Source organism: Clostridium sp. OM02-18AC, assembly GCF_003481825.1.
Taxonomy (GTDB): domain Bacteria; phylum Bacillota; class Clostridia; order Lachnospirales; family Lachnospiraceae; genus Brotaphodocola.
In genome coordinates this window covers 32,610-53,364 of sequence record NZ_QULW01000010.1, presented here as the reverse complement: position 1 = coordinate 53,364, position 20,755 = coordinate 32,610, and the positions used below count along the sequence as shown (strand labels likewise).

Here is a 20,755-nt window from a genome sequence, read left to right as displayed (position 1 = left end):
ACCATAAGGAAGGAATAGAGAATGATTAAATTAGAACGTACCAGCGTCATGAATCTGGAAAATGCCATGCGTGGGGCACGCAATCCCATGAACAGCTGGGATCGGATGGACAGCTTCTATGACGAAGACGGAAATTATGTGCTGGGACCAAATGATCTGGGCTTGGCAAAGCGTCTGCGCCGTGCCGGAAGCGACCATCGCAAATATATTCGTCAGGTGTTCGTTTCGGTAGATATTACGGCACCGATGTACTGGTGGAAAGAGTACGATACTTATAAAGTGGCCACAGTAGCAAACTCGACCAGCACCATGCATAAGATCCACAGCAAGCCATTCGAACTGGATGATTTCAGCCACGATCATCTGACACCGGAGAGTGAAGCCTATATGCAGACCATCGTGGATCATCTGGAAACCATCCGTTTAAAGTATGTGGAAACAAAGGACAAGGCGTACTGGTATGATATGATCCAGCTTCTGCCGTCCAGCTATAACCAGATGCGGACCTGCACTTTAAACTATGAGACACTGATCAACATTTATTTTGCCAGAAAGAACCATAAACTGGATGAATGGCACACCTTCTGTGACTGGATCAGGACACTGCCTTACGCAAAAGAACTGATCCTGGCAGAGGAAGAGGAGGCTTAAGTGAAACTGATTGCAGCGGTAGATAAAAACTGGGCGATCGGAAATAAGGGGCAGCTCCTTGTATCCATTCCCCAGGATCAGAAAATGTTCCGGGATCAGACACTCGGAAAGGTCATCGTGATGGGGCGCAAAACCCTGGAAAGCCTGCCTGGCGGACAGCCGCTTTATGGCCGGACCAACATTGTGCTGAGCACAGATCCGGCATATCAGGTAAAAGGGGCAACGGTCTGTCATAGCCTTGAGGAAGTGCAGGACCTGCTTACAGCGTATCATTCTGACGATGTTTATATCATCGGTGGAGAAAGCATTTACCGTCAGTTCCTGCCTTTTTGCGAGGAAGCGCAGATCACCTGGATTGACTTTGCTTATGCGGCAGACACGCACTTCCCGAACTTAGATCAGGATAATTCGTGGGAACTGGCGGAGGAGAGCGACGAACAGACATATTTTGACCTTTGTTACGAATATCGACTGTACAAAAGGAAATAAATCTGTATAATATATGTTATGTTATTAACAATAATGTATTGCTATTCAAAACCAGACGTGCTAAAATACTTTTAGCACGTCTGAAAATAAGTTATATTCATGGATGGCATACAGAATTTGCAGATTGCAAAACAGGAGGAAGGAAATGTATAAGATTTTAAAAGCAGAAAAGCTTGCGGAGAAGATTTTCCTGATGGATGTGGAAGCTCCGAGAGTGGCAAGATCCTGTCAGCCGGGAGAATTTGTCATTGTAAAAATGGATGAGAAGGGAGAGCGTATCCCGCTTACCATTTGCGATTTCGACCGCGAGAAGGGCACCGTTACCATCGTGTTCCAGATCGTAGGTGCATCTACCTTAAAAATGTCTGAGTTAAAAGCAGGCGATGCATTCCAGGACTTTGTCGGACCGCTTGGTCAGCCGTCTGAGTTTGTCAAGGAAGATTTGGAAGAGGTAAAGAAACGCAAATACTTATTCGTTGCAGGCGGCGTTGGTACCGCACCGGTTTATCCGCAGGTAAAGTGGATGAAGCAGCACGGCATCGATGTCGATGTAATCGTAGGTGCAAAGAACAAAGATCTTCTGATCCTGGAAGACATGATGAAGGAGCAGGCTGGAAATCTTTACATTACCACCGATGACGGTTCCTATGTGCGCAAGGGCATGGTAACCGAAGTGATCAAAGACCTGGTAGAGAACCAGGGCAAGCAGTACGATGTATGCGTAGCCATCGGACCGATGATCATGATGAAATTCGTATGCAAACTGACCAAAGAACTGAATATCCCGACCATCGTCAGCATGAACCCGATCATGGTAGACGGAACCGGTATGTGCGGAGCATGCCGCTTAACCGTAGGTGATGAGGTGAAGTTCGCATGTGTAGACGGACCGGAGTTTGACGGTCATCTCGTGAACTTTGACGAGGCGATGAAGCGTCAGCAGATGTACAAGACCGAAGAGGGCAGAGCGATGTTAAAGGCTGTCGAGGGTGACACCCATCATGGCGGCTGCGGACAGTGCAACGGCTAATAGAAAAACGCTGAAAGCCGGAATAAGATACTGTTCACGCGTTGCGCAAACAGTGACGAAAAAGTCTGCAAACAGCTGCGGACAGGCCAAAGCAGATTCGGATTCATTAGGCAAGGCAGCAAAAAGCTGTCTGCGATCGGAGGATAAGAAATGGACGTATTAAAGAAAACTCCTGTCAGAGAGCAGGACGCAAAAGTGCGCGCTACCAACTTTGAGGAAGTGTGCTATGGATATAACAAAGAAGAGGCGATGGAAGAAGCTTCCAGATGCTTAAAGTGTAAGAACAACGCAAAGTGCATGGGCGGCTGCCCGGTTTCCATCAACATTCCTGGATTCATCAAAGAAGTAGAGGCTGGAAACTTCGAGGCTGCAGCGAATGTCATCGCTGAGTCTTCTGCACTTCCGGCAGTCTGCGGCCGTGTATGCCCGCAGGAAAGCCAGTGTGAGGGACAGTGCATCCGCGGCATCAAGGGCGAGCCGATCTCCATCGGTAAGCTGGAGCGTTTCGTGGCAGACTGGTCCAGAGAGAACGGCTTCGTTCCGAAAGCATCTGACGTAAAGAACGGCAAGAAGGTTGCAGTTGTTGGCTCCGGTCCTGCAGGTCTGACCTGTGCAGGGGATCTGGCAAAGCTTGGCTATGATGTTACGATCTTCGAGGCACTTCATGAGCCGGGCGGAGTATTGACCTATGGTATTCCGGAGTTCCGTCTCCCGAAAGAGACGGTTGTCCGCTCTGAGATTGAAAACGTAAAGAAGCTGGGCGTTAAGATCGAGACTGATGTCATCATCGGTAAGTCCGTTACCATCGACGAGCTGATGGATGAAGAGGGCTTTGAGGCAGTCTTCATTGGTTCTGGTGCAGGTCTTCCGAAATTCATGGGTATCCCAGGCGAGAACGCAAACGGCGTATTCTCCGCAAATGAGTACTTAACCAGAAACAACCTGATGAAAGCATTCCGTGAGGATTATGATACCCCGATCGTTGCAGGCAAGAAAGTAGCCGTTGTCGGCGGCGGAAACGTAGCCATGGATGCTGCAAGAACCGCACTGCGTCTCGGCGCTGAGGTACATATCGTATACCGCCGCAGCGAGGCAGAGCTTCCGGCGCGTGTAGAGGAAGTACACCATGCAAAAGAAGAGGGCGTTATTTTCGACCTGCTGACCAACCCGGTAGAGATTCTGACCGATGAGAACGACTGGGTAAAGGGCATCAAGGTTGTGAAAATGGAGCTTGGCGAGCCAGATGCATCCGGAAGACGCCGCCCGGTAGAAATCCCGGGTTCCGAGTATGTGATGGACGTTGATACCGTCATCATGTCTCTTGGTACCTCCCCGAACCCGCTCATTTCCTCCACCACCGAAGGACTTGAGATCAACAAGCGTAAATGTATCGTGGCGGAAGCTGCAAACGGACAGACCTCCCGTGAGGGTGTATTCGCAGGCGGCGATGCTGTAACCGGCGCAGCAACCGTAATCCTGGCTATGGAAGCAGGAAAGCACGGTGCAAAGGGCATTCACGAGTATTTAAGCAACAAATAAAAATAGAAATTCTGTGGCGTATAGGATAGCAAAGACAGGGGCATGTGAAAAAATTGTTTTTTCCATGCCCTTTTTGTGCGGAGATGGGAACGCTTTGCATGTATTCTGCAAAAAAATGGCAGACTGGATAAAAGTTGGGTGATTCTCTCATCAAATTTCTACAAAAAAATACTGGACTATTTGTCACTTTTATGAGAAAATATCATCAAGTATGGTGTGATGTTTTTGACAATCTCACAGAGCTGCCGGGTACAGGGCAGCAGCAGATTTTTGGAAACATCGTCTAGCACGTACTTTCAGGACATTACATAGTTGAAAGGAGTTTTAACATGATTTATTCACATGAAGTAGAAGAGATGTGCACAGTTGCACAGGGCGTTCATCATGGCGCTGCTCCGATCCCGGAAGAAGCAAAATGGGTACAGTCCAAACAGGTTTCCGATATTTCCGGTTTGACCCATGGTGTGGGCTGGTGTGCTCCGCAGCAGGGTGCCTGCAAGCTGACCCTGAACGTAAAAGAGGGTATTATCCAGGAGGCTTTGGTAGAGACCATCGGATGCTCCGGTATGACCCACTCCGCTGCAATGGCAGCTGAGATTCTTCCTGGCTTAACTGTTCTGGAAGCTCTGAACACCGACCTGGTATGTGACGCAATCAACACCGCTATGAGAGAGCTGTTCTTACAGATCGCATACGGCAGAACCCAGAGTGCATTCTCTGAGGATGGTCTGCCGATCGGCGCTGGCCTGGAGGACTTAGGTAAAGGTCTTCGTTCCCAGGTTGGTACCATGTACGGAACCTTAAAGAAAGGTCCTCGTTACCTGGAGATGGCTGAGGGCTATGTAACCGGTATCGCTCTGGATGCAGACGATCAGATCATTGGTTATCAGTTCGTAAGCCTTGGCAAGATGACTGACTTCATCAAGAAAGGTGACGATCCGAACACCGCTTGGGAAAAGGCAAAAGGTCAGTATGGTCGTGTTGCTGATGCAGTTAAGATCATCGACCCGAGACAGGCGTAAAGAAGGAGGACTATAATCATGGCATTATTTGAATCATATGAGAGACGTATCAAACAGATCAATGAAGCATTAAACAGCTATGGCATCGCTTCCATTGAAGAGGCAGAGAAGATCACCAAAGACGCAGGTCTTGACGTATACAAAATGATCGAGGGCATTCAGCCAATCTGCTTCGAGAACGCAAAATGGGCTTACACCGTAGGCGCAGCAATCGCAATCAAGAAAGGATGCAGAAAAGCATCTGAGGCAGCAGCAGCAATCGGCGAGGGCCTTCAGGCATTCTGTATCCCGGGTTCCGTTGCAGATACCCGTAAAGTAGGTCTTGGCCATGGTAACCTGGGCAAGATGCTTCTGGAAGAGGAGACCGAGTGCTTCGCATTCCTGGCAGGCCACGAGTCCTTCGCAGCAGCAGAGGGTGCAATCGGTATTGCTGAGAAAGCAAATAAAGTTCGTCAGAAACCGCTTCGCGTTATCTTAAACGGTCTTGGAAAAGATGCAGCTCAGATCATCGCACGTATCAACGGCTTCACCTACATCGAGACTGAGTACAACCCATACACCAACGAGGTTAAGGAAGTATTCCGTAAATCCTACTCCGAAGGTCTTCGTGCAAAAGTAAACTGCTACGGCGCAAACAGCGTTCCGGAAGGTGTTGCAATCATGTGGAAAGAGAACGTAGACGTTTCCATCACCGGTAACTCTACCAACCCGACCCGTTTCCAGCATCCGGTAGCAGGTACCTACAAGAAGGAGAGACTGGAAGCAGGCAAGAAGTACTTCTCCGTAGCTTCTGGTGGTGGTACCGGACGTACCCTGCATCCGGACAACATGGCAGCAGGCCCGGCTTCCTACGGTATGACTGATACCCTTGGCCGTATGCATTCCGATGCACAGTTCGCAGGTTCTTCTTCCGTGCCTGCTCACGTTGAGATGATGGGTCTGATCGGCGCTGGTAACAACCCGATGGTCGGCATGACCGTTGCTGTTGCAGTTGCCATCGAGGAAGCAGCTACCGCTGGTAAATTCTAATTGAAAATGGCTTAAAATAAAGTGAAAAGGGACTTTCAGAGATTGCTCTGAAAGTCCCTTTTCTTAACGCGCCTAGTGAAAAACAAGAAAAAGCGAGTATAAATTTGATCATGTCTACGTGGTGTCTACAGAAATTTCACGCAGTTACAGTAAATCATTGATTTTGATTGTCAGTCCCGGATAGATTTCGACCGGAATATCCTGTGTAAAGGAGTAGATCACTGGAGCTCCGGAACATCCGCGATCAGTCAGCTTGTTCGGATCGCAGATCACAGAAATATCCGGTTCCACCCAATCTTTGTCATCAGCGTCGAGATTGACAGCAAATGGAGCAGGATAGACTTCACAAGAGCCGTGGTGATCTGAAATGTATTGATCAATGATAGAAGTCAATTTAGAGACCAGTTTCTGATGAATCCGGCTTGGTGGTGCCATATCGTAGAATCTACCATAAAAATGAAAAGAAAATAACGAGACATTGAGCAATAAGAAGGGCTGGTCAATGGCGACTGCTAATGAAGCTGGCTTTACAGCACTACCTGTGCGCCGCAATCACCATACCAGTCAAAAGCTTTAATATCACCCCTGCCGACACGACTGAGCCGCAAAGAAGAAATACCTTATTGATCAGTCCGGACGCAGTGCAGATTCCGAGACTAAACCGTTTCCGGTGAGGGTAAAAAAGCTGTTCTCCTTTGTGGTTTAGCAGATCCAGGGCCAGATGGGATAGAAATGCGGCTCCAAAGTAAGGTACCAGCATTGGAAGAAATACGGCTACGGAACTGGAAAGGAGTCCGCCTGCCAGAAATGAATGCATAAAAGAACGGTGCGGTGTTTTCTTTCCATAGGCGCATATGGAAAGAAATGCAGCACATGCTAAGATGATGCGGCTGACAGAACTGTTGCTCATAAGCTTCTGATAGAGACCGATATGCCAGTGCGCTTCGACAGCAGCAATTCCGATCACGATCGTTTCTGCTGCAAATATAATTTTGTCTGCTCTGCGGCTGCTTTCCGAGGAACCGCAGTCGATATCACTGATTACGGAACCGATTGCCGCTGCCCCGGCTCCAAAAATTAGTTCTGGTAATGTATTTGGTTGAAAAAGCAGCATGGATGCGGCAACTCCAACTGCCATATGTGTTTTTCCTAACATGGTTTTCTCTTCCTTTGTGTGATTGTGTCTCATCTTGTTTTGTCTTACCTGGCTGTCATATTTTGCTGCTGGAAAGGAAAACTTTCGGAGTTTTATTAAAAATTCAGGAACTTACAGTATATCACAGAAAAGAAAATTTTCAAGCGAATCATTGGCAAAATCTGCAGTCAGAACTGTATCATCAGTTCAGAAAATTTCTGCCAGTGGACAGTAAATTATTGTATTGTAATTGTACTGCGTCTCCTTGAAATCTCTTGAAATTCCCCGTATTCAATAGTATAATTATGATGATTGACAGAAAATTATCGCCTGAAGATCAGTATAATGTATTGAAGGAGGAATCATGATGATTACCTGGAACAACCTGGACACTCTTACTTCCTATCAGGAACTGGAAAAAGCATCCCGCGTAAACCTTGCGGAGGCTATGACCGGAGATAACGGCGCAGAGCGTGTGAAAAAATACAGTGTGCCAATGGCAGAGGGACTTGCTTATCACTATGCAGCAAAGCAGGTCGATGACAATGTGCTGGAGGCATTAAAAAAGCTGGCTGCTGAGGCTCAGCTGGCGGAGAAGTTTAAGGCACTTTACAATGGTGAGGTGATCAATACCGGTGAGAAACGTCTGGTACTTCATCACTTAACCCGTGGACAGCTTGGCGACGCAGTCACTGCAGATGGTGTGGACAAGCGTACCTTCTATAAAGAGCAGCAGGAGCGCATTGCTGAGTTTGCAAACAAGGTTCACAGCGGTGAGATCACCAATGCGGCAGGAGAAAAGTTTACCACGGTTGTTCAGATCGGTATCGGTGGAAGTGACCTTGGACCGAGAGCGATGTATCTGGCTCTGGAAAACTGGGCAAAGAAGAATGGCACCTTCAAGATGGAAGCGAAATTCATCAGCAATGTAGACCCAGATGATGCAGCAGCAGTTTTACATGGAGTGGATGTTGCACATTCCATTTTCGTGCTGGTTTCCAAGTCCGGTACAACCCTTGAAACTTTAACGAACGAATCCTTCGTAAAGGACGCGTTAAAGAATGCAGGTCTGGATGCGTCAAAGCATATGATCGCAGTGACCAGTGAGACTTCCCCGCTTGCGAAGAGCAGCGATTATCTGGCTGCATTCTTTATGGACGATTATATTGGTGGCCGTTATTCCTCTACTTCCGCAGTCGGCGGTGCAGTTCTTTCCCTGGCTTTCGGCCCAGAGGTATTCGCTCAGTTCTTAGAGGGCGCGGCAGAGGCGGACAAGCTGGCGGCAGAGACGGATGTAACCAAGAATGCAGCGATGTTAGATGCGCTGATCGGCGTATACGAGCGCAACGTGCTTGGTTATCCTTGTACGGCAGTGCTTCCGTACTCTCAGGCACTGAGCCGCTTCCCGGCACATCTGCAGCAGCTTGACATGGAGTCCAATGGTAAGTCCGTAAACCGTTTTGGTGAGCCGGTAAACTATGTGACCGGACCGGTGATCTTTGGTGAGCCTGGAACCAACGGTCAGCATTCTTTCTACCAGCTGCTGCATCAGGGAACCGACATTGTTCCGCTGCAGTTTGTTGGATTTAAGAAAAACCAGATGGATACCGATGTTGTCATTCAGGGCAGCACCAGCCAGCAGAAGCTTTGCGCAAACGTGGCAGCACAGATCATGGCGTTTGCATGCGGCAAGGCCGATGAAAACCGCAATAAAAACTTTGAGGGCGGACGTCCATCCAGCATCATCATCGGTGAGCAGGTAAATCCGGGCGCTCTCGGTGCCCTGCTTGCACACTTCGAGAATAAGGTAATGTTCCAGGGCTTTTTATGGAATGTAAACAGTTTTGACCAGGAGGGCGTACAGCTTGGTAAGGTCCTTGCAAAACGTGTTCTGGCTCATGAAACCGATGGAGCATTGAAGGCATTCAGTGATCTGTTAGAAATTTAAGGATTGTTTTGAAAAAAGTTGCTGTTGGCACCGTGCGTGAACAGGAACAAAATCTCAGATACAACGATAGGATAAATAAAAGTTTGTTTATCATGGAGAAGTAATAGATGCTGCTGCAGCAGGCATGACCTGGGCAGCAGCATTTTTCGACAAACGGTAGCAAGGATTCTCCTATTCTCTATAAATAGTGAGATGAATTACAAACAGAAACAAACCACAGTCAGTCTTCGTGAAATTACTGACTGTGAATTGCGACAAATAAATAAGGAATCAATTACTATGGCAAATCAGTTTTTAGAAATACCGGATTCGTTCTGGGGCCTGTTCCGTTCCAGAAACCGGCAGGTTTATATTGATGCACTTTTGCAGATCAATGACGAATACCAGTACAGCAACTACTTTTTAAGCCGGGAAATCTGTATTCAGACCCTGAGCGATTATTTCGCGAAGACCCGCGTGGTAATGGTGCAGGATGAACTGGAAGACGAACTGGATATGCTGGAGCCGCTTTCCACCCGTATTTTAAACTGGCTGTTAAAGGCGGGGTGGCTCAGGAAGGTGGATGATTACCACAATATGACAGTGAACATTGTTATTCCGGATTATGCCGCTGTGTTTGTGGATGCGTTTACGCATCTGGCGGGGGAAGATGAGGATGACAGCCAGGTCTACATCCAGAATGTCTACGCGATTCTGTTCGCATTCAAGAATGACCCCAGGTGCAACATTTCTCTTTTGAAGACTGCTCTGGTTAATACAAGAAAACTCAATAAGACTCTGCAGGATATGCTCCACAACATGGATCGTTTCTTCTCCAGCCTTCTGGAACAGAAAAATTACGGGGACCTTTTAAAGGAGCATCTGGACGGATATGTGCAGGAAATCGTGCAAAAAAAGTATCATATTTTAAAAACCTCCGATAACTTTTATCTGTATAAGACTGACATTAAAAAATGGCTGGTCCAGATGCGGCAGGATGCTTCCTGGCTGGAGACAGTCTGTGTGCGCAATAAGCAGCTGCGCGGGCTGGATATCACGCCAGAAGACATTATCAGCCAGCTGGATCTGATCGACCGTGGATTTGACGATATCGAGCACCGCATTTTAAATATGGATACGGAACATACCAAATACATCCGTGCTACCGTGACCAGGCTCAATTACCTCCTGAACCAGGAGGACAACATGAAGGGGCTGGTGATCCAGATCTTAAATGAATTGTCTGGTTTGCCGGATGAAACCTTCGATGAAAAACTTGCCCTTACGGCCTCTAAGATGAATTTTTCCCAGTTTACTATCATCTCAGACCGGTCATTATATAAGCGCAGAAAATCCCGTCAGGATTTTACGGCAGAGTTACAGCCGGAGGAGGAGATCGTGGAGCTGTCTAAGGATGAAATTCTGCAGTTAAATCGCATGAAGAACCGTTACAGCCGGAAACAGATCCGTTCCTTTGTTCTGGATCAGATGGTGAATGGAACATTTACAGTAACCAGTGACACCGTATCTTCCCTAGAGGACTTTGAGAAGCTGGTGCTTGCCTACGATGATTCGGTACGCAAGGACAGTCCGTACCGCGTCCTGGATCAGGAGGTACCGATGGTGGAGCATGCAGGCTACCGTTACCCAGGGCTGGTATTTGTAAGAAAGGATAGAAAGAATGATTGATTATTTTGAGGCACTTTCCAGCTCGGAGCAGGAGCAGGTTTCGGAGAGCATCCGTCTGTTATACCGGCAGACCTTTTTGCTGGAGCGGACCTATGACCGGAAAACAAAGCGTTATCAGACGAACCCGGAATTTTATCAGTGCAACCAGCATCTGGAATTCATCCAGAAGTATTTCTCCATTATGGGGATCGAGGTAGTGGAAAACAGCCAGATGGGACTGATCTACATTCGCGGTGAGCAGGTGGTGGGTGAAAAACTGCCGAAGCTGGCTACGCTTTATGTGCTGATCTTAAAGCTGATCTACGACGAGCAGATGTCATCGGTCTCTACCTCGGTGAATGTCATAACGACCTTAAGCGAAATCCACGAAAAGCTTGGAACTTACCGGTTATTAAAAAAGCAGCCGTCGGTGTCGGAAATCCGGAGAAGTCTGGCCATGCTGAAAAAGTACCAGGTGGTAGAGCCGCTTGATGTTCTGGAAGAGCTGGACGGCTTCAGCCGTCTGGTGGTATATCCGACCATCAATGTCATTTTGATGGGAGATGATGTCCGTGCGCTGCTTGAAACATTCCGCGAAGGAGAAGAGGAAGATGGAGAACCAGAGATTTGAAGCCCTGTCCAGGATCTGCCTGAACAACTGGCATTACATAAAACACAGAACCCTGTCCTTTGATGACGGGATTAATTTTTTTACCGGTCATTCCGGAAGCGGAAAATCTACCGTGATCGATGCCATGCAGATCGTGCTGTATGCGAATACCGATGGGCGCGGATTTTTCAATAAGGCCGCAGCGGATGATTCAGACCGAAGCCTGATCGAGTATCTGCGCGGCATGATCAACATTGGCGATGACAATAGTTTTTCTTACTTACGGAATCAGAATTTTTCCAGTACCATTGTGTTGGAACTGCGTCAGACAGATACCGGGGTCTGCCAGTGTGTGGGTGTGGTCTTTGATGTAGAAACCGCTACGAATGAGATCAGCCGTATGTTTTTCTGGCATAAGGGACCGATGCCGGACCATGAGTACCGCAAGTCCGACCGCACCATGTCCATCGATGAGGTGAAAAACTGGCTGTTATCGAATTTTTCGAAAGAAGACTGCTATTTCGGCTCGCACAATGAACGCTTCCGCAAACAGCTTTACGATATTTATTTAGGCGGTCTGGATGCGGAAAAGTTCCCGCTCTTGTTTAAGCGTGCCATTCCGTTCCGCATGAACATTAAGCTGGAAGACTTCGTGAAGGAATATATCTGCGTGGAGCAGAATATCCACATCGAAGACATGCAGCAGAGCGTGACAGAGTATGGACGCCTGCGTCACCGGATCGAAGATACCTGCCGGGAAATTGAGAGTCTGAAGAAAATCTGTACACAGCATGAAGCAATGGCTGCAGTGCGGACGAAGAAAGAAATGTGCGGATATTTTGCACAGAGGCTGGATATCTTAAACGACCGCAGGCGGATCCGGGAAAGCCAGGAAAAGATCCAGAACATGAAAGCAGACTATGAAAAGGCCAACCAGGAAATTGCCGGACTGGAGACGGAAATTCAGGATATGACCGCGCAGAGTGAGGAATTGCTTCGCAAGATTTCAAGCAGTGGTTATGAAGAATTAAAAAGCCAGCTAAAAGCTGTAAATGAGCTGGTAGAGCACCTTGGAAGCAGCCAGGCCCGTTGGAAGCAGACTGCTGAAAAGCTTCATGCCTGGGATGATGAGGAGATTACTTCAAACCGGACTCTCTGGGATATTGAGGCATTCGATAAAGGAGATATCAGCGAAGAAGCGCTAAAACGTCTGCGGGATGACCTTGCCCAGATGCGAAAGGAAACAGAACGCCAGATGCAGGAGGCTCGCAGCCAGATCCGGGAGCTGAATCGGGAACTGCAAAAGGCACAGGAAGAAGTGGCGCAGTTAAAAGCCGGAAATAAAGCCTACCCGAAGGAATTAGAGGCAGTGCGCGAGATCCTGAAAACACAGCTGTTTTTGAAAACTGGAAAAAGTGTAGACGTGGAGGTTCTTGCGGACCTGTTAGAGGTGCGGGATGATGCATGGCGCAATGCAATCGAGGGCTATCTTGGTAACAACAAACTGCTATTGACCGTAGAATCGAAGTATGCCAAAACGGCAATGGAAATCTATAAAGAGCTGGACCCAAAGAAATATTACCGGGTTGCAGTTCTTGATACCGAGCGTGTGATGGCAGATGAGCAGACGGTCCAGGATGGGGCACTGGCAGAAGAGGTGGAAGCGAGTCGTGATTATGCCCAGGCCTATATCAATTTCCAGCTCGGCAAGGTGATCAAGTGTGAAAGTATGGACGAACTGCGCAGTCACCGCATCGGCATTACCAAAGAATGCGTTCTGTACCACAGTTACCGGATCCAGCACATTAACCCGGATCTTTACACCAAATCGGCATACATCGGAAAGAAGAGTGTTCGCCAGAGAATCAGGATTCTGGAAGAATCCATGGGAACCATGAAGCAGGAGCTCGAACCGCTGCAGACACTTTTAACAGATGGGGAACGCGTGCTTGGACATGAGGCACTTGGTCAGGAACTGGATGTTTATCTTGGCTGGCAGAAGGATAAGGCATCTTATCTGAAAAAGCAGGAAGAACAGAAAGATCTGCGGGAACGGCTGGAACAGTTAAAGAGCCAGAATGTTGCTGCCTGGGTAGAAGAACGCACAGCACTTGACAATTTGCGCGATAGTCGGAAAGCACTGCTGCGCGAAAAAGAACGTCAGTCCGTCCGGCTTCAGGAAAACTGTGAGTCAGAGAATAAAATTTTGCTCCAGCTCAATGAAATTGTTATCGAGAAAGAGAGAACCTTAAAAGAATGTCCAGAGTATGAAACAAAGCTTCAGGCAGTGCTGACAGAGAAGGAAGAAAGCGGTGCAAGAATCCGTTATGACCAGATGCGTAACGATTATCAGGCACAGGCTGAAATGGAAACGGAAAAGCAGACAGAAGAAATGCAAAAGCTTCAGGATATCCGGAGCATTTATCTGCGCACTTATCCGCAGCGGAATTTCTCCCTGGGTTCTGAGAGCAATGAGGAATACCAGAAGCTGCTTGATAACCTTGCCTGTGACCGCCTGGAGGAATACCGGAAGCGTGCCGCGGAACAGGCCAAAGCAGCTGTTGAGCATTTTAAAGATGATTTCATGTACAAGATCCGCAGTGCCATCAAAGAGGCATTGCAGCGTAAAGACGAGTTAAACCGCATCATCAGCCGTCTTGACTTCGGTAAAGACCGTTACCAGTTCTATATTGGAAAGAATAAAGGCGATGACGGCAAATATTATGACATGTTCATGGATGATGCACTGGAAGTCAATCCGTCGGATCTGGATATTGGTCTGGATAACCAGCTGAATCTGTTTACCATGGAGCACGAAAGCCATTACGGTGCCATGATCAATGACTTGATCAACATCTTTATCCCGCCGGAGCACGCAACCCCGGATGAGATGGAAGAGGCAAAGCGCAACATGGAGAAATACGCAGATTACCGGACGTATCTCTCGTTTGATATGCAGCAGCTGATCCAGAATGAGGATGAAACCATCAAGATCCGTTTAAGCAAGATGATCCGCAAAAACTCCGGAGGTGAGGGTCAGAACCCGCTCTATGTAGCGCTTCTGGCAAGCTTTGCCCAGGCTTATAAGATTGATCTGAAGCCGGGACTTAGACGAAATCCGACGATCCGCCTGGTAGTGCTGGATGAGGCTTTTTCCAAGATGGATGCAGAAAAAGTGGCGAGCTGTATCAAGCTGATCCGCGGACTGGGTTTCCAGGCTCTGATCAGTGCGACCAACGACAAGATCCAGAACTATCTGGAGACGGTCGATAAGATTTTTGTATTCGCAAACCCGAATAAGAAGGCAATTTCCATCCAGGAATTTGAGAAACCGGAATTTGAACAGTTAAAACCGGAAATTTCAGAGGAAGACGATGAAGACTAGGCAAGAACCGGGCTATCTGGTCCGCAGGATCGTGGATAAGATCGAAGGCAGCAGCAAAGACTGGCAGGAAGGCGCATCGGGAAACCGGAGCCTGAAAATCCAGCAGGAGGATTTTGACCGGGCTGGAAAGTCTGATCTTTTGCAGGAAGCAAAGGAATTGGAGCAAGACGGTCTTATTAAAATCAAATGGATCGAATATGGAAATGATATTGAAAAGATTACCTACCGGAGGGAAAAGACCGGGCAGTTTTATGAGCTGCTTGGCCTTGTTCCCAAGTGGAAGCGGCTGCAGGAAGAGAAGCAGACACTGTGTTCCCTGATGCAGCAGGCTGAGACGGACTGGCTGAGACAGTATTATCAGGAGCTGGAAGCATCCCTGGATCAGGGAAAGACGCCGGCAGATCAGGATAAATACGGTGTAATGCTTTTCGATTGTCTGAATGCGTTGGAGAAACAGAAGGAGCCACTTTACCAGCGCGTGTTCAGCATTGCTGTGCTTGGCGGAAGCAAGATTTTCGAAGAAAAACTCAAAAGCCGGGTGGTTTCTGTATTATCCCGATATCACCCTGAGGCAGATGATGCCATGAGTGAGCGGGAAATTTTATCTTTGGTATATCTGGAGGATTATGCGCAGCAATTGGCAATAAAAGGGAATCTAAAGATTGAATTAGAAGGAAAAGAAATCGATTATGGAGACCAGGTTTATGGAACAGTGTTAACAACCGACACACTCCGTTATGCCCGGATTTTACCGGACCAGAGTATCCGAAAGATTATTACCGTGGAGAATAAAGCAAATTTTGTTTCCATGCCATATGAAACGGACACATTGATCGTTTTTTCTCATGGCTTTTTTTCTCCGTTGGAATGCACTTTTTTAAGACAGCTGATTGGAAAAATTCCGGATGTGGAATTTTACCATACCGGAGACTTGGATTACGGCGGCATCCGCATTTTCCGGCACATCCGCGAACATATCTGTCCTTGGGTCCACCCGCTTCAGATGGATGAAGACTGGTATGACCGTTACTTGCAATATGGGTATAAAATAAAACCGGAAACATTGAAAAAGTTGGAAAACATGAGGGGGACAGAACCTCTTATGGAAGAGCTGATAGACCGCATCATCAAAGGAAAAATGGGAATTGAACAGGAATGTTTTCTGGTTAGAAAACACAAATAAAAAATCCCCATAAAAAGGGAGGAGCCGGTGAGTTTTAAACCCACCGGCGATTATGAAAAAATTTTATCAAATTGTAGTTGGCAGCTTCATTTGATGATGTAAGTATATCGAGAAAATGTGAAAGAAGTTTTTCCTGGATATGGAATGTTTGTAACGATTTTATGAACAAACCATGAACAGGAGAAACTTCTTTTTGCATTGCTGCCATAGAACAAAAGCAAAAAATAAGTCAGATAATTGTGATACATCACAATGCCATAGTTGGAGAAACGTGATATACTATTTTATACAATGAAACTGAGAATATAAGGGGGTGAGATGGTGAAAGTGACGACAATTATGGACAATAAACGGGGAGAACACAAAGCTCTGACTGCGGAACATGGACTTTCTTTTTTAGTCGAAACGGAAAAAACTAAGATTTTGTTTGATTTTGGCGCTGGAAAATCTGCTTGTGACAATGCTGCTAAACTGAATATTGGTCTGAAGGACATATCTTATGCGGTGGGGAGTCACGGACATTATGACCATGCAGGCGGATATCCGGAATTTGTCAGACATGGACTTTCCTGTCCATTGTATACAGCGAAAGGGTATTTGGCAGAAAAGTACGCTTTGGATGGTCTGAAAGCAACGTATCTTGGCTGCGGTTTTGATGAAGCCTGGCTGAACGAACGAAATCTGGAACACCGGTACTGCGATGGTTATCTGGAATTGGAACCGGGATGCTATCTGGTTGGCAACTTCGAAAGACGTTATGAGTTTGAACAAATTTCTGACCGGTTTGTACTGCGCAAGAATGACAAATGGGAAAAGGATGATTTCTCCGATGAAATCTGTCTGGTGCTGGATGGAACGGAGGGGCAGACTGTTATCGTCGGATGCAGTCACCCTGGAATTTTGAACATTCTGACAACGGTACAGGAACGTTTTGGAAAACCAATCCGTGCAGTTTTCGGAGGAACGCATCTGGTAGAAGCAGACGAGAAACGGATCCGCATTACGCTGGACAAAATGAAGCAGATGGGGGTTGGTCTCATCGGATTTAATCATTGCTCGGGAGAAGAGCTTCAGACAATCATGAGTCAGGAAGCAGAACTGAAACATTGTTATCTTGGTGCCGGAGACTGCATTTACCTGTAGGAAAAAGGGTTCGGCTGATTTTCGGAAAGGTTGTGCTGATTCTGGAAATATGCGGGGGAAGTGGGGGAAGAAGCATGAATGAATTTGCAAAGCTGGCGCAGGATTTTGTAGAAGCTACCTCGTTGCTGGTGGGTCAGCGCACGATCAATATCATGGACCAGAAGGGCGTTATCATTGCTTCTACGGAAAAACACCGGATCGGAGATTTTCATCAGGGTGCGGCAGAAGTTCTGGAGACAGGAAAACCGGTCCTGATCAAAAAAGAAGATCTGTATCGTTATCCGGGTACCAAAGAAGGTTACAACATGCCGATATTTCTGAACGACAGGATCATTGGTGTGGTGGGAATCTTTGGATGTGAGGAAGAGGTGCAAAGCATTGCAAATCTGCTTCGTGTCTATGTGACCCAAAGCTTTTCCCAGCTGCAGATGACGCAAAAGCAGAATCTGGAGGCGGAACTTCGCAATCAGCTTTTGCGGCTTTTATTATTTGGAGGCAGCAGCCAGAAAGAGATGATTGAAAATCTCTGTGGAATGCTGAATTTGCAGCTGGATTTTCCAATCCGTGTCATTCTTCTTCATGAATCCGCAATCGGACGTCACATGAAGCATTTGCAGGATTATTCCCAGCTGATCCAGAATCTGATCTGGAAGAATATTCTGGACCGGAAACGGGACGTATTTGGCATTCAAAATGAAGATTACGTGATCCTGCTTGGTGGAAATTACGACAGGCAGGAGATGCACAAACGCCTGGAGCGCCTGCTCGATGAGATCAAAGCGGAGGATGCCTGGAATGTGACAGTCAGCAGTCCGTGCAGAACGATAAAAGAAGTTTCAGACGGTATGAGAGAAGTATCTATGTTAAAAAAGAGGAAAGGAGGGAAAATCCGGAATCTGGAAGAACATTCCTGCAAAATGCAGTATCTGTTTGGAAATCTGCTCATGCAGGAAGGTGGAAGAACCGCAGAAGAAATGTTTGAAAAACTGGAAATCCAGTATGGAACCAATCAGGCGGAGCAGTTGCTTCACACTGCACAGACATATTATGAGTGCGCGGGAAGCGTTGCAAAGGCGGCAGAAGAGCTGCATGTACATAAGAATACACTGTTGTATCGTATGAAGCAGCTTTATCAGACACTGGAGATGGAAACGGACACTGCTTTTGTGCGGGAATTCTTTATTCGGATGCTTCTCGAATACCGGATGTTCCTGGAATCAGAAAAAGATCCGGGAATATAAGATATGATGTAACTGGGGGAGATACTGGTCAGTTACGATATGAAAGTTTGAGAATGGATCGCGGAACGCGAGAAGGAGGTATTGTTTATGTCAGGATTATTTATTTTTGGCGTAATATTTTTAGCGGTTGTATGCATGGTCATTGCGATATCCAAGTTTAACATGCATCCATTTTTGGTACTGACAGTGATTGCAGTTCTGGTAGGCTTGATTTGCGGAATTCCAACAGAAGATGTGATCAGTACGGTTAAGAGTGGTTTCGGAAATATCCTTGCCAGCATAGGTATCGTCATTCTGGCCGGAACCATTATTGGTACCATTCTGGAAAAGACTGGTGCAGCCCTTACCATGGCGAACACCATTTTGAAGATTGTCGGAAAAGAAAAGAGTGTTTTGACCATGGGTATTACCGGTTACATTACCGGTATCCCGGTATTCTGCGATTCTGGTTTTGTTATCTTAAGCCCGATTTCCAGAGCACTGGCAAGCCAGAGCAATGTTTCCCTGGCAGTTATGGCTACCGCACTTTCCGGCGGCTTATATGCAACGCATTGTCTGGTGCCGCCGACCCCGGGCCCAATCGCTATGGCAGGTACCCTGGAAGCCGATCTTGGACTGACGATCCTGGTTGGTCTGATCATCTCCATTCCGGCTGTGGCTTCTGCTCTGATTTACGCAAATAAGGTATCCAGCAAGATCGATATTCCGGCAAATCCGGAGTACACGGTAGAAGAACTTGTGGAAAAATATGGAAAACTTCCAGGTGCCCTGCACAGCTTTTCCCCAATTCTGCTGCCGATCATTCTGATCGCATTAAAATCCGTCGGTGATTTCCCGAGTGCACCGTTTGGGGATGGCGCAGTGAAAGCCTTCTTCTCCTTTATTGGTAACCCGGTTATCGCACTGATCTTTGGAGTATTCCTGGCTATGACTCTGATTCCGAAGGAAGAAAAACAGAATTCCCTGAAGTGGATCACCGAAGGTGTTACCAACTCTGCAGGCATTCTGGCTATCACCGGTGCAGGTGGTTCCTTTGGTGCCATTCTTCAGAAACTGCCGATCGCAGACGCTTTAAGCGCATCATTATTGGGACTTGGTGTGGGTGTATTCCTGCCATTCATCATTGCAGCACTCTTAAAGACAGCAATGGGCGCTTCTACGGTAGCCATGATCACGACCTCTGCCATGATCGCACCGATGATGCCGGCACTCGGTTTCACATCTCCGTTAGCCAAGGTTCTGGTTATCATGGCCATCGGAGCAGGTTCTATGACCGTATCCCACGCAAACGATTCCTACTTCTGGGTAGTATCCCAGTTCTCGGATATGGATACGCAGGATGCTTATAAGTGCCAGACCGGTATGACTGCCGTCATGGGTATTACCACGATCATTGTGGTATTTATCCTGTCCCTGATTTTTGTACACTGATCTTATTCATAAAATGAAAGCAATTTGAGACAAATAGGGATGCCCCGCGGATGACAAAGTCCGCGGGGCATCTGTGTGTGCGTCCGGCGGCGCATGTTTTCAGGTATCCGTAGCGGTGTATCTGCAGAAAGCTTCTGTTGACAGACCAGGTGTCAAGCAGTAGTCCTGTGTATGATACAAGCCCTGCACCAGTGTTCCGGTTCTGTCATATGTTATAGTGTAACCACACAAAAAGGAGACAACAGCATATGGCATTTTTTACGAATCAGGCGCAGCTGCGTTATGGCAATGAAATAACCAATTCAAATATTACCGTGGGAGAGATTCAGGAAGTACTGACGGTTACCAAAACCGCAGTAAAAGAAACGTACCGGCAGGGAGGAACCGTGACGTATATCATCAGCATTGTCAATGCCGGCACTGCAGAATATACAGGTCTTACCCTGTCAGATGATCTTGGAAGTTATGCCTTTGGGGCAACGACGCGTACTCCGTTGGATTATAGTGCGGGAACGATCCGTTATTATCAAAATGGCGTGCTCCAGACAGCACCGACCGTAGAAGCGGGGCCGCCGCTTACGATTACCGGAGTGAATGTACCGGCAGGCGGCAATGCCACGATTGTGTATGAGACACGGCTGAATGCGTACGCGCCGCTGCAGCTTGAAGCAGAAATCACGAATGTTGTGACAGTATCGGGAACCTGTGTCAGCGGAATTACCGCATCGGAAACTGTTTCTGCTGTGGCAGAGCCGGTCCTTTCCATCACAAAATCCGTCAGCCCGGTTCCGGTCACAGAATGCGGCAGACTGACTTATACTTTCGTCATCCAGAACACCGGAAATGTCCCGGCAGATTCCACAACCGAAGTTTCTGTAACCGATACCTTTGACCCGGTTTTGAGAAATCTGACTGTCACCTTTAACGGAACTGCATGGACTGCTCCTACAAATTACACCTATGATGAAACAACAGGTATGTTTACTACCGTACTGGGTGAAGTGACCGTACCGGCAGCCACCTACACCCAAAATTCGGAAACAGGAGAGTGGAGCACCAACCCTGGCGTCAGCACTTTAATCGTGACAGGAACAATCTAGCTAGGATAAAAGTCTCAAATCCCCATCGATGGTTTTGGAGACCGCTGCTCTGCCATTGAAATAGGGCGTGTATGAGTCTGGCTTCCGGAATTTTCAGCATATCAAACAATATCGCACAGTAAGTCGATTAGAAGGTCCGGGCGTGTACGAGTCTGACTTCCTCCATTTTCAC

At 47.3% G+C, this 20,755-nt stretch carries 17 protein-coding genes; 15 read left to right on the top strand and 2 right to left on the bottom strand.

Features of this window, described 5'->3' with window-relative positions; genetic code table 11:
- The first annotated feature begins 21 nt into the window (after positions 1–21).
- The 6 genes from DXB18_RS08540 to DXB18_RS08515 all read left to right on the top strand — a co-directional run bounded on the left by DXB18_RS08540 (position 22) and on the right by DXB18_RS08515 (position 5,760).
- Positions 22–651: a hypothetical protein gene (locus tag DXB18_RS08540; RefSeq protein WP_118543435.1), complete on the top strand. Its 630-nt coding sequence runs from the start codon at positions 22–24 to the stop codon at positions 649–651.
- On the top strand, positions 652–1,140 hold the full coding sequence (locus DXB18_RS08535) for a dihydrofolate reductase (RefSeq protein WP_118543436.1): 489 nt from the start codon (positions 652–654) through the stop codon (positions 1,138–1,140).
- Between the two features lie 145 nt (positions 1,141–1,285).
- Positions 1,286–2,170 (top strand): sulfide/dihydroorotate dehydrogenase-like FAD/NAD-binding protein, encoded by an 885-nt coding sequence (locus tag DXB18_RS08530; protein ID WP_118543437.1) that lies wholly within the window; start codon positions 1,286–1,288, stop codon positions 2,168–2,170.
- 150 nt (positions 2,171–2,320) lie between these two features.
- Positions 2,321–3,709, top strand: coding sequence for an NADPH-dependent glutamate synthase (gene gltA, locus DXB18_RS08525; protein ID WP_118543439.1), 1,389 nt, complete (start codon positions 2,321–2,323; stop codon positions 3,707–3,709).
- Positions 3,710–4,038: 329 nt separating this feature from the next.
- Positions 4,039–4,731 carry a hypothetical protein gene (locus DXB18_RS08520; RefSeq protein WP_118530060.1) on the top strand — a complete coding sequence of 231 codons (693 nt, stop codon included), beginning with the start codon at positions 4,039–4,041 and terminating at the stop codon, positions 4,729–4,731.
- Between the two features lie 18 nt (positions 4,732–4,749).
- On the top strand, positions 4,750–5,760 hold the full coding sequence (locus tag DXB18_RS08515) for a GGGtGRT protein (protein WP_118707229.1): 1,011 nt from the start codon (positions 4,750–4,752) through the stop codon (positions 5,758–5,760).
- A 144-nt stretch (positions 5,761–5,904) separates the two neighbouring features.
- On the opposite strand, the gene DXB18_RS08510 is transcribed toward DXB18_RS08515, so the two are convergent.
- Together DXB18_RS08510 and DXB18_RS08505 are read right to left on the bottom strand one after the other, a co-directional pair.
- Positions 5,905–6,246 carry a Uma2 family endonuclease gene (locus DXB18_RS08510; protein WP_347560875.1) on the bottom strand — a complete coding sequence of 114 codons (342 nt, stop codon included), beginning with the start codon at positions 6,244–6,246 and terminating at the stop codon, positions 5,905–5,907.
- A gap of 49 nt (positions 6,247–6,295) precedes the next feature.
- Positions 6,296–6,916 carry a metal-dependent hydrolase gene (locus DXB18_RS08505; protein ID WP_182430520.1) on the bottom strand — a complete coding sequence of 207 codons (621 nt, stop codon included), beginning with the start codon at positions 6,914–6,916 and terminating at the stop codon, positions 6,296–6,298.
- Between the two features lie 343 nt (positions 6,917–7,259).
- Between DXB18_RS08505 and DXB18_RS08500 the strand changes: the two genes are divergently transcribed.
- From DXB18_RS08500 to DXB18_RS08460, 9 genes are all read left to right on the top strand, one after another.
- Positions 7,260–8,843: a glucose-6-phosphate isomerase gene (locus DXB18_RS08500; RefSeq protein WP_347560872.1), complete on the top strand. Its 1,584-nt coding sequence runs from the start codon at positions 7,260–7,262 to the stop codon at positions 8,841–8,843.
- Positions 8,844–9,122: 279 nt separating this feature from the next.
- Positions 9,123–10,511 carry a Wadjet anti-phage system protein JetA family protein gene (locus DXB18_RS08495; RefSeq protein ID WP_118542507.1) on the top strand — a complete coding sequence of 463 codons (1,389 nt, stop codon included), beginning with the start codon at positions 9,123–9,125 and terminating at the stop codon, positions 10,509–10,511.
- Positions 10,504–11,121: a DUF4194 domain-containing protein gene (locus tag DXB18_RS08490; protein ID WP_118542505.1), complete on the top strand. Its 618-nt coding sequence runs from the start codon at positions 10,504–10,506 to the stop codon at positions 11,119–11,121. Before DXB18_RS08495 ends, DXB18_RS08490 begins: the two co-directional genes overlap by 8 nt.
- The gene (locus DXB18_RS08485) at positions 11,102–14,485 is read left to right on the top strand and encodes an SbcC/MukB-like Walker B domain-containing protein (protein WP_118707221.1); all 3,384 of its coding nucleotides are present in this window, start codon (positions 11,102–11,104) and stop codon (positions 14,483–14,485) included. The genes DXB18_RS08490 and DXB18_RS08485 overlap by 20 nt, the downstream gene beginning before the upstream one ends.
- Positions 14,475–15,668: a Wadjet anti-phage system protein JetD domain-containing protein gene (locus DXB18_RS08480; protein WP_118707219.1), complete on the top strand. Its 1,194-nt coding sequence runs from the start codon at positions 14,475–14,477 to the stop codon at positions 15,666–15,668. Before DXB18_RS08485 ends, DXB18_RS08480 begins: the two co-directional genes overlap by 11 nt.
- 339 nt (positions 15,669–16,007) lie before the next feature.
- Positions 16,008–16,811 carry an MBL fold metallo-hydrolase gene (locus tag DXB18_RS08475; RefSeq protein WP_118707301.1) on the top strand — a complete coding sequence of 268 codons (804 nt, stop codon included), beginning with the start codon at positions 16,008–16,010 and terminating at the stop codon, positions 16,809–16,811.
- Between the two features lie 74 nt (positions 16,812–16,885).
- Positions 16,886–18,052: a sugar diacid recognition domain-containing protein gene (locus tag DXB18_RS08470; RefSeq protein ID WP_118542772.1), complete on the top strand. Its 1,167-nt coding sequence runs from the start codon at positions 16,886–16,888 to the stop codon at positions 18,050–18,052.
- An 87-nt stretch (positions 18,053–18,139) separates the two neighbouring features.
- Positions 18,140–19,483, top strand: coding sequence for a GntP family permease (locus tag DXB18_RS08465; RefSeq protein WP_118542499.1), 1,344 nt, complete (start codon positions 18,140–18,142; stop codon positions 19,481–19,483).
- Between the two features lie 248 nt (positions 19,484–19,731).
- Positions 19,732–20,583, top strand: a complete 852-nt coding sequence (locus tag DXB18_RS08460; RefSeq protein WP_118707217.1) for a DUF11 domain-containing protein — start codon at positions 19,732–19,734, stop codon at positions 20,581–20,583.
- The last annotated feature ends 172 nt before the right edge of the window (positions 20,584–20,755 follow it).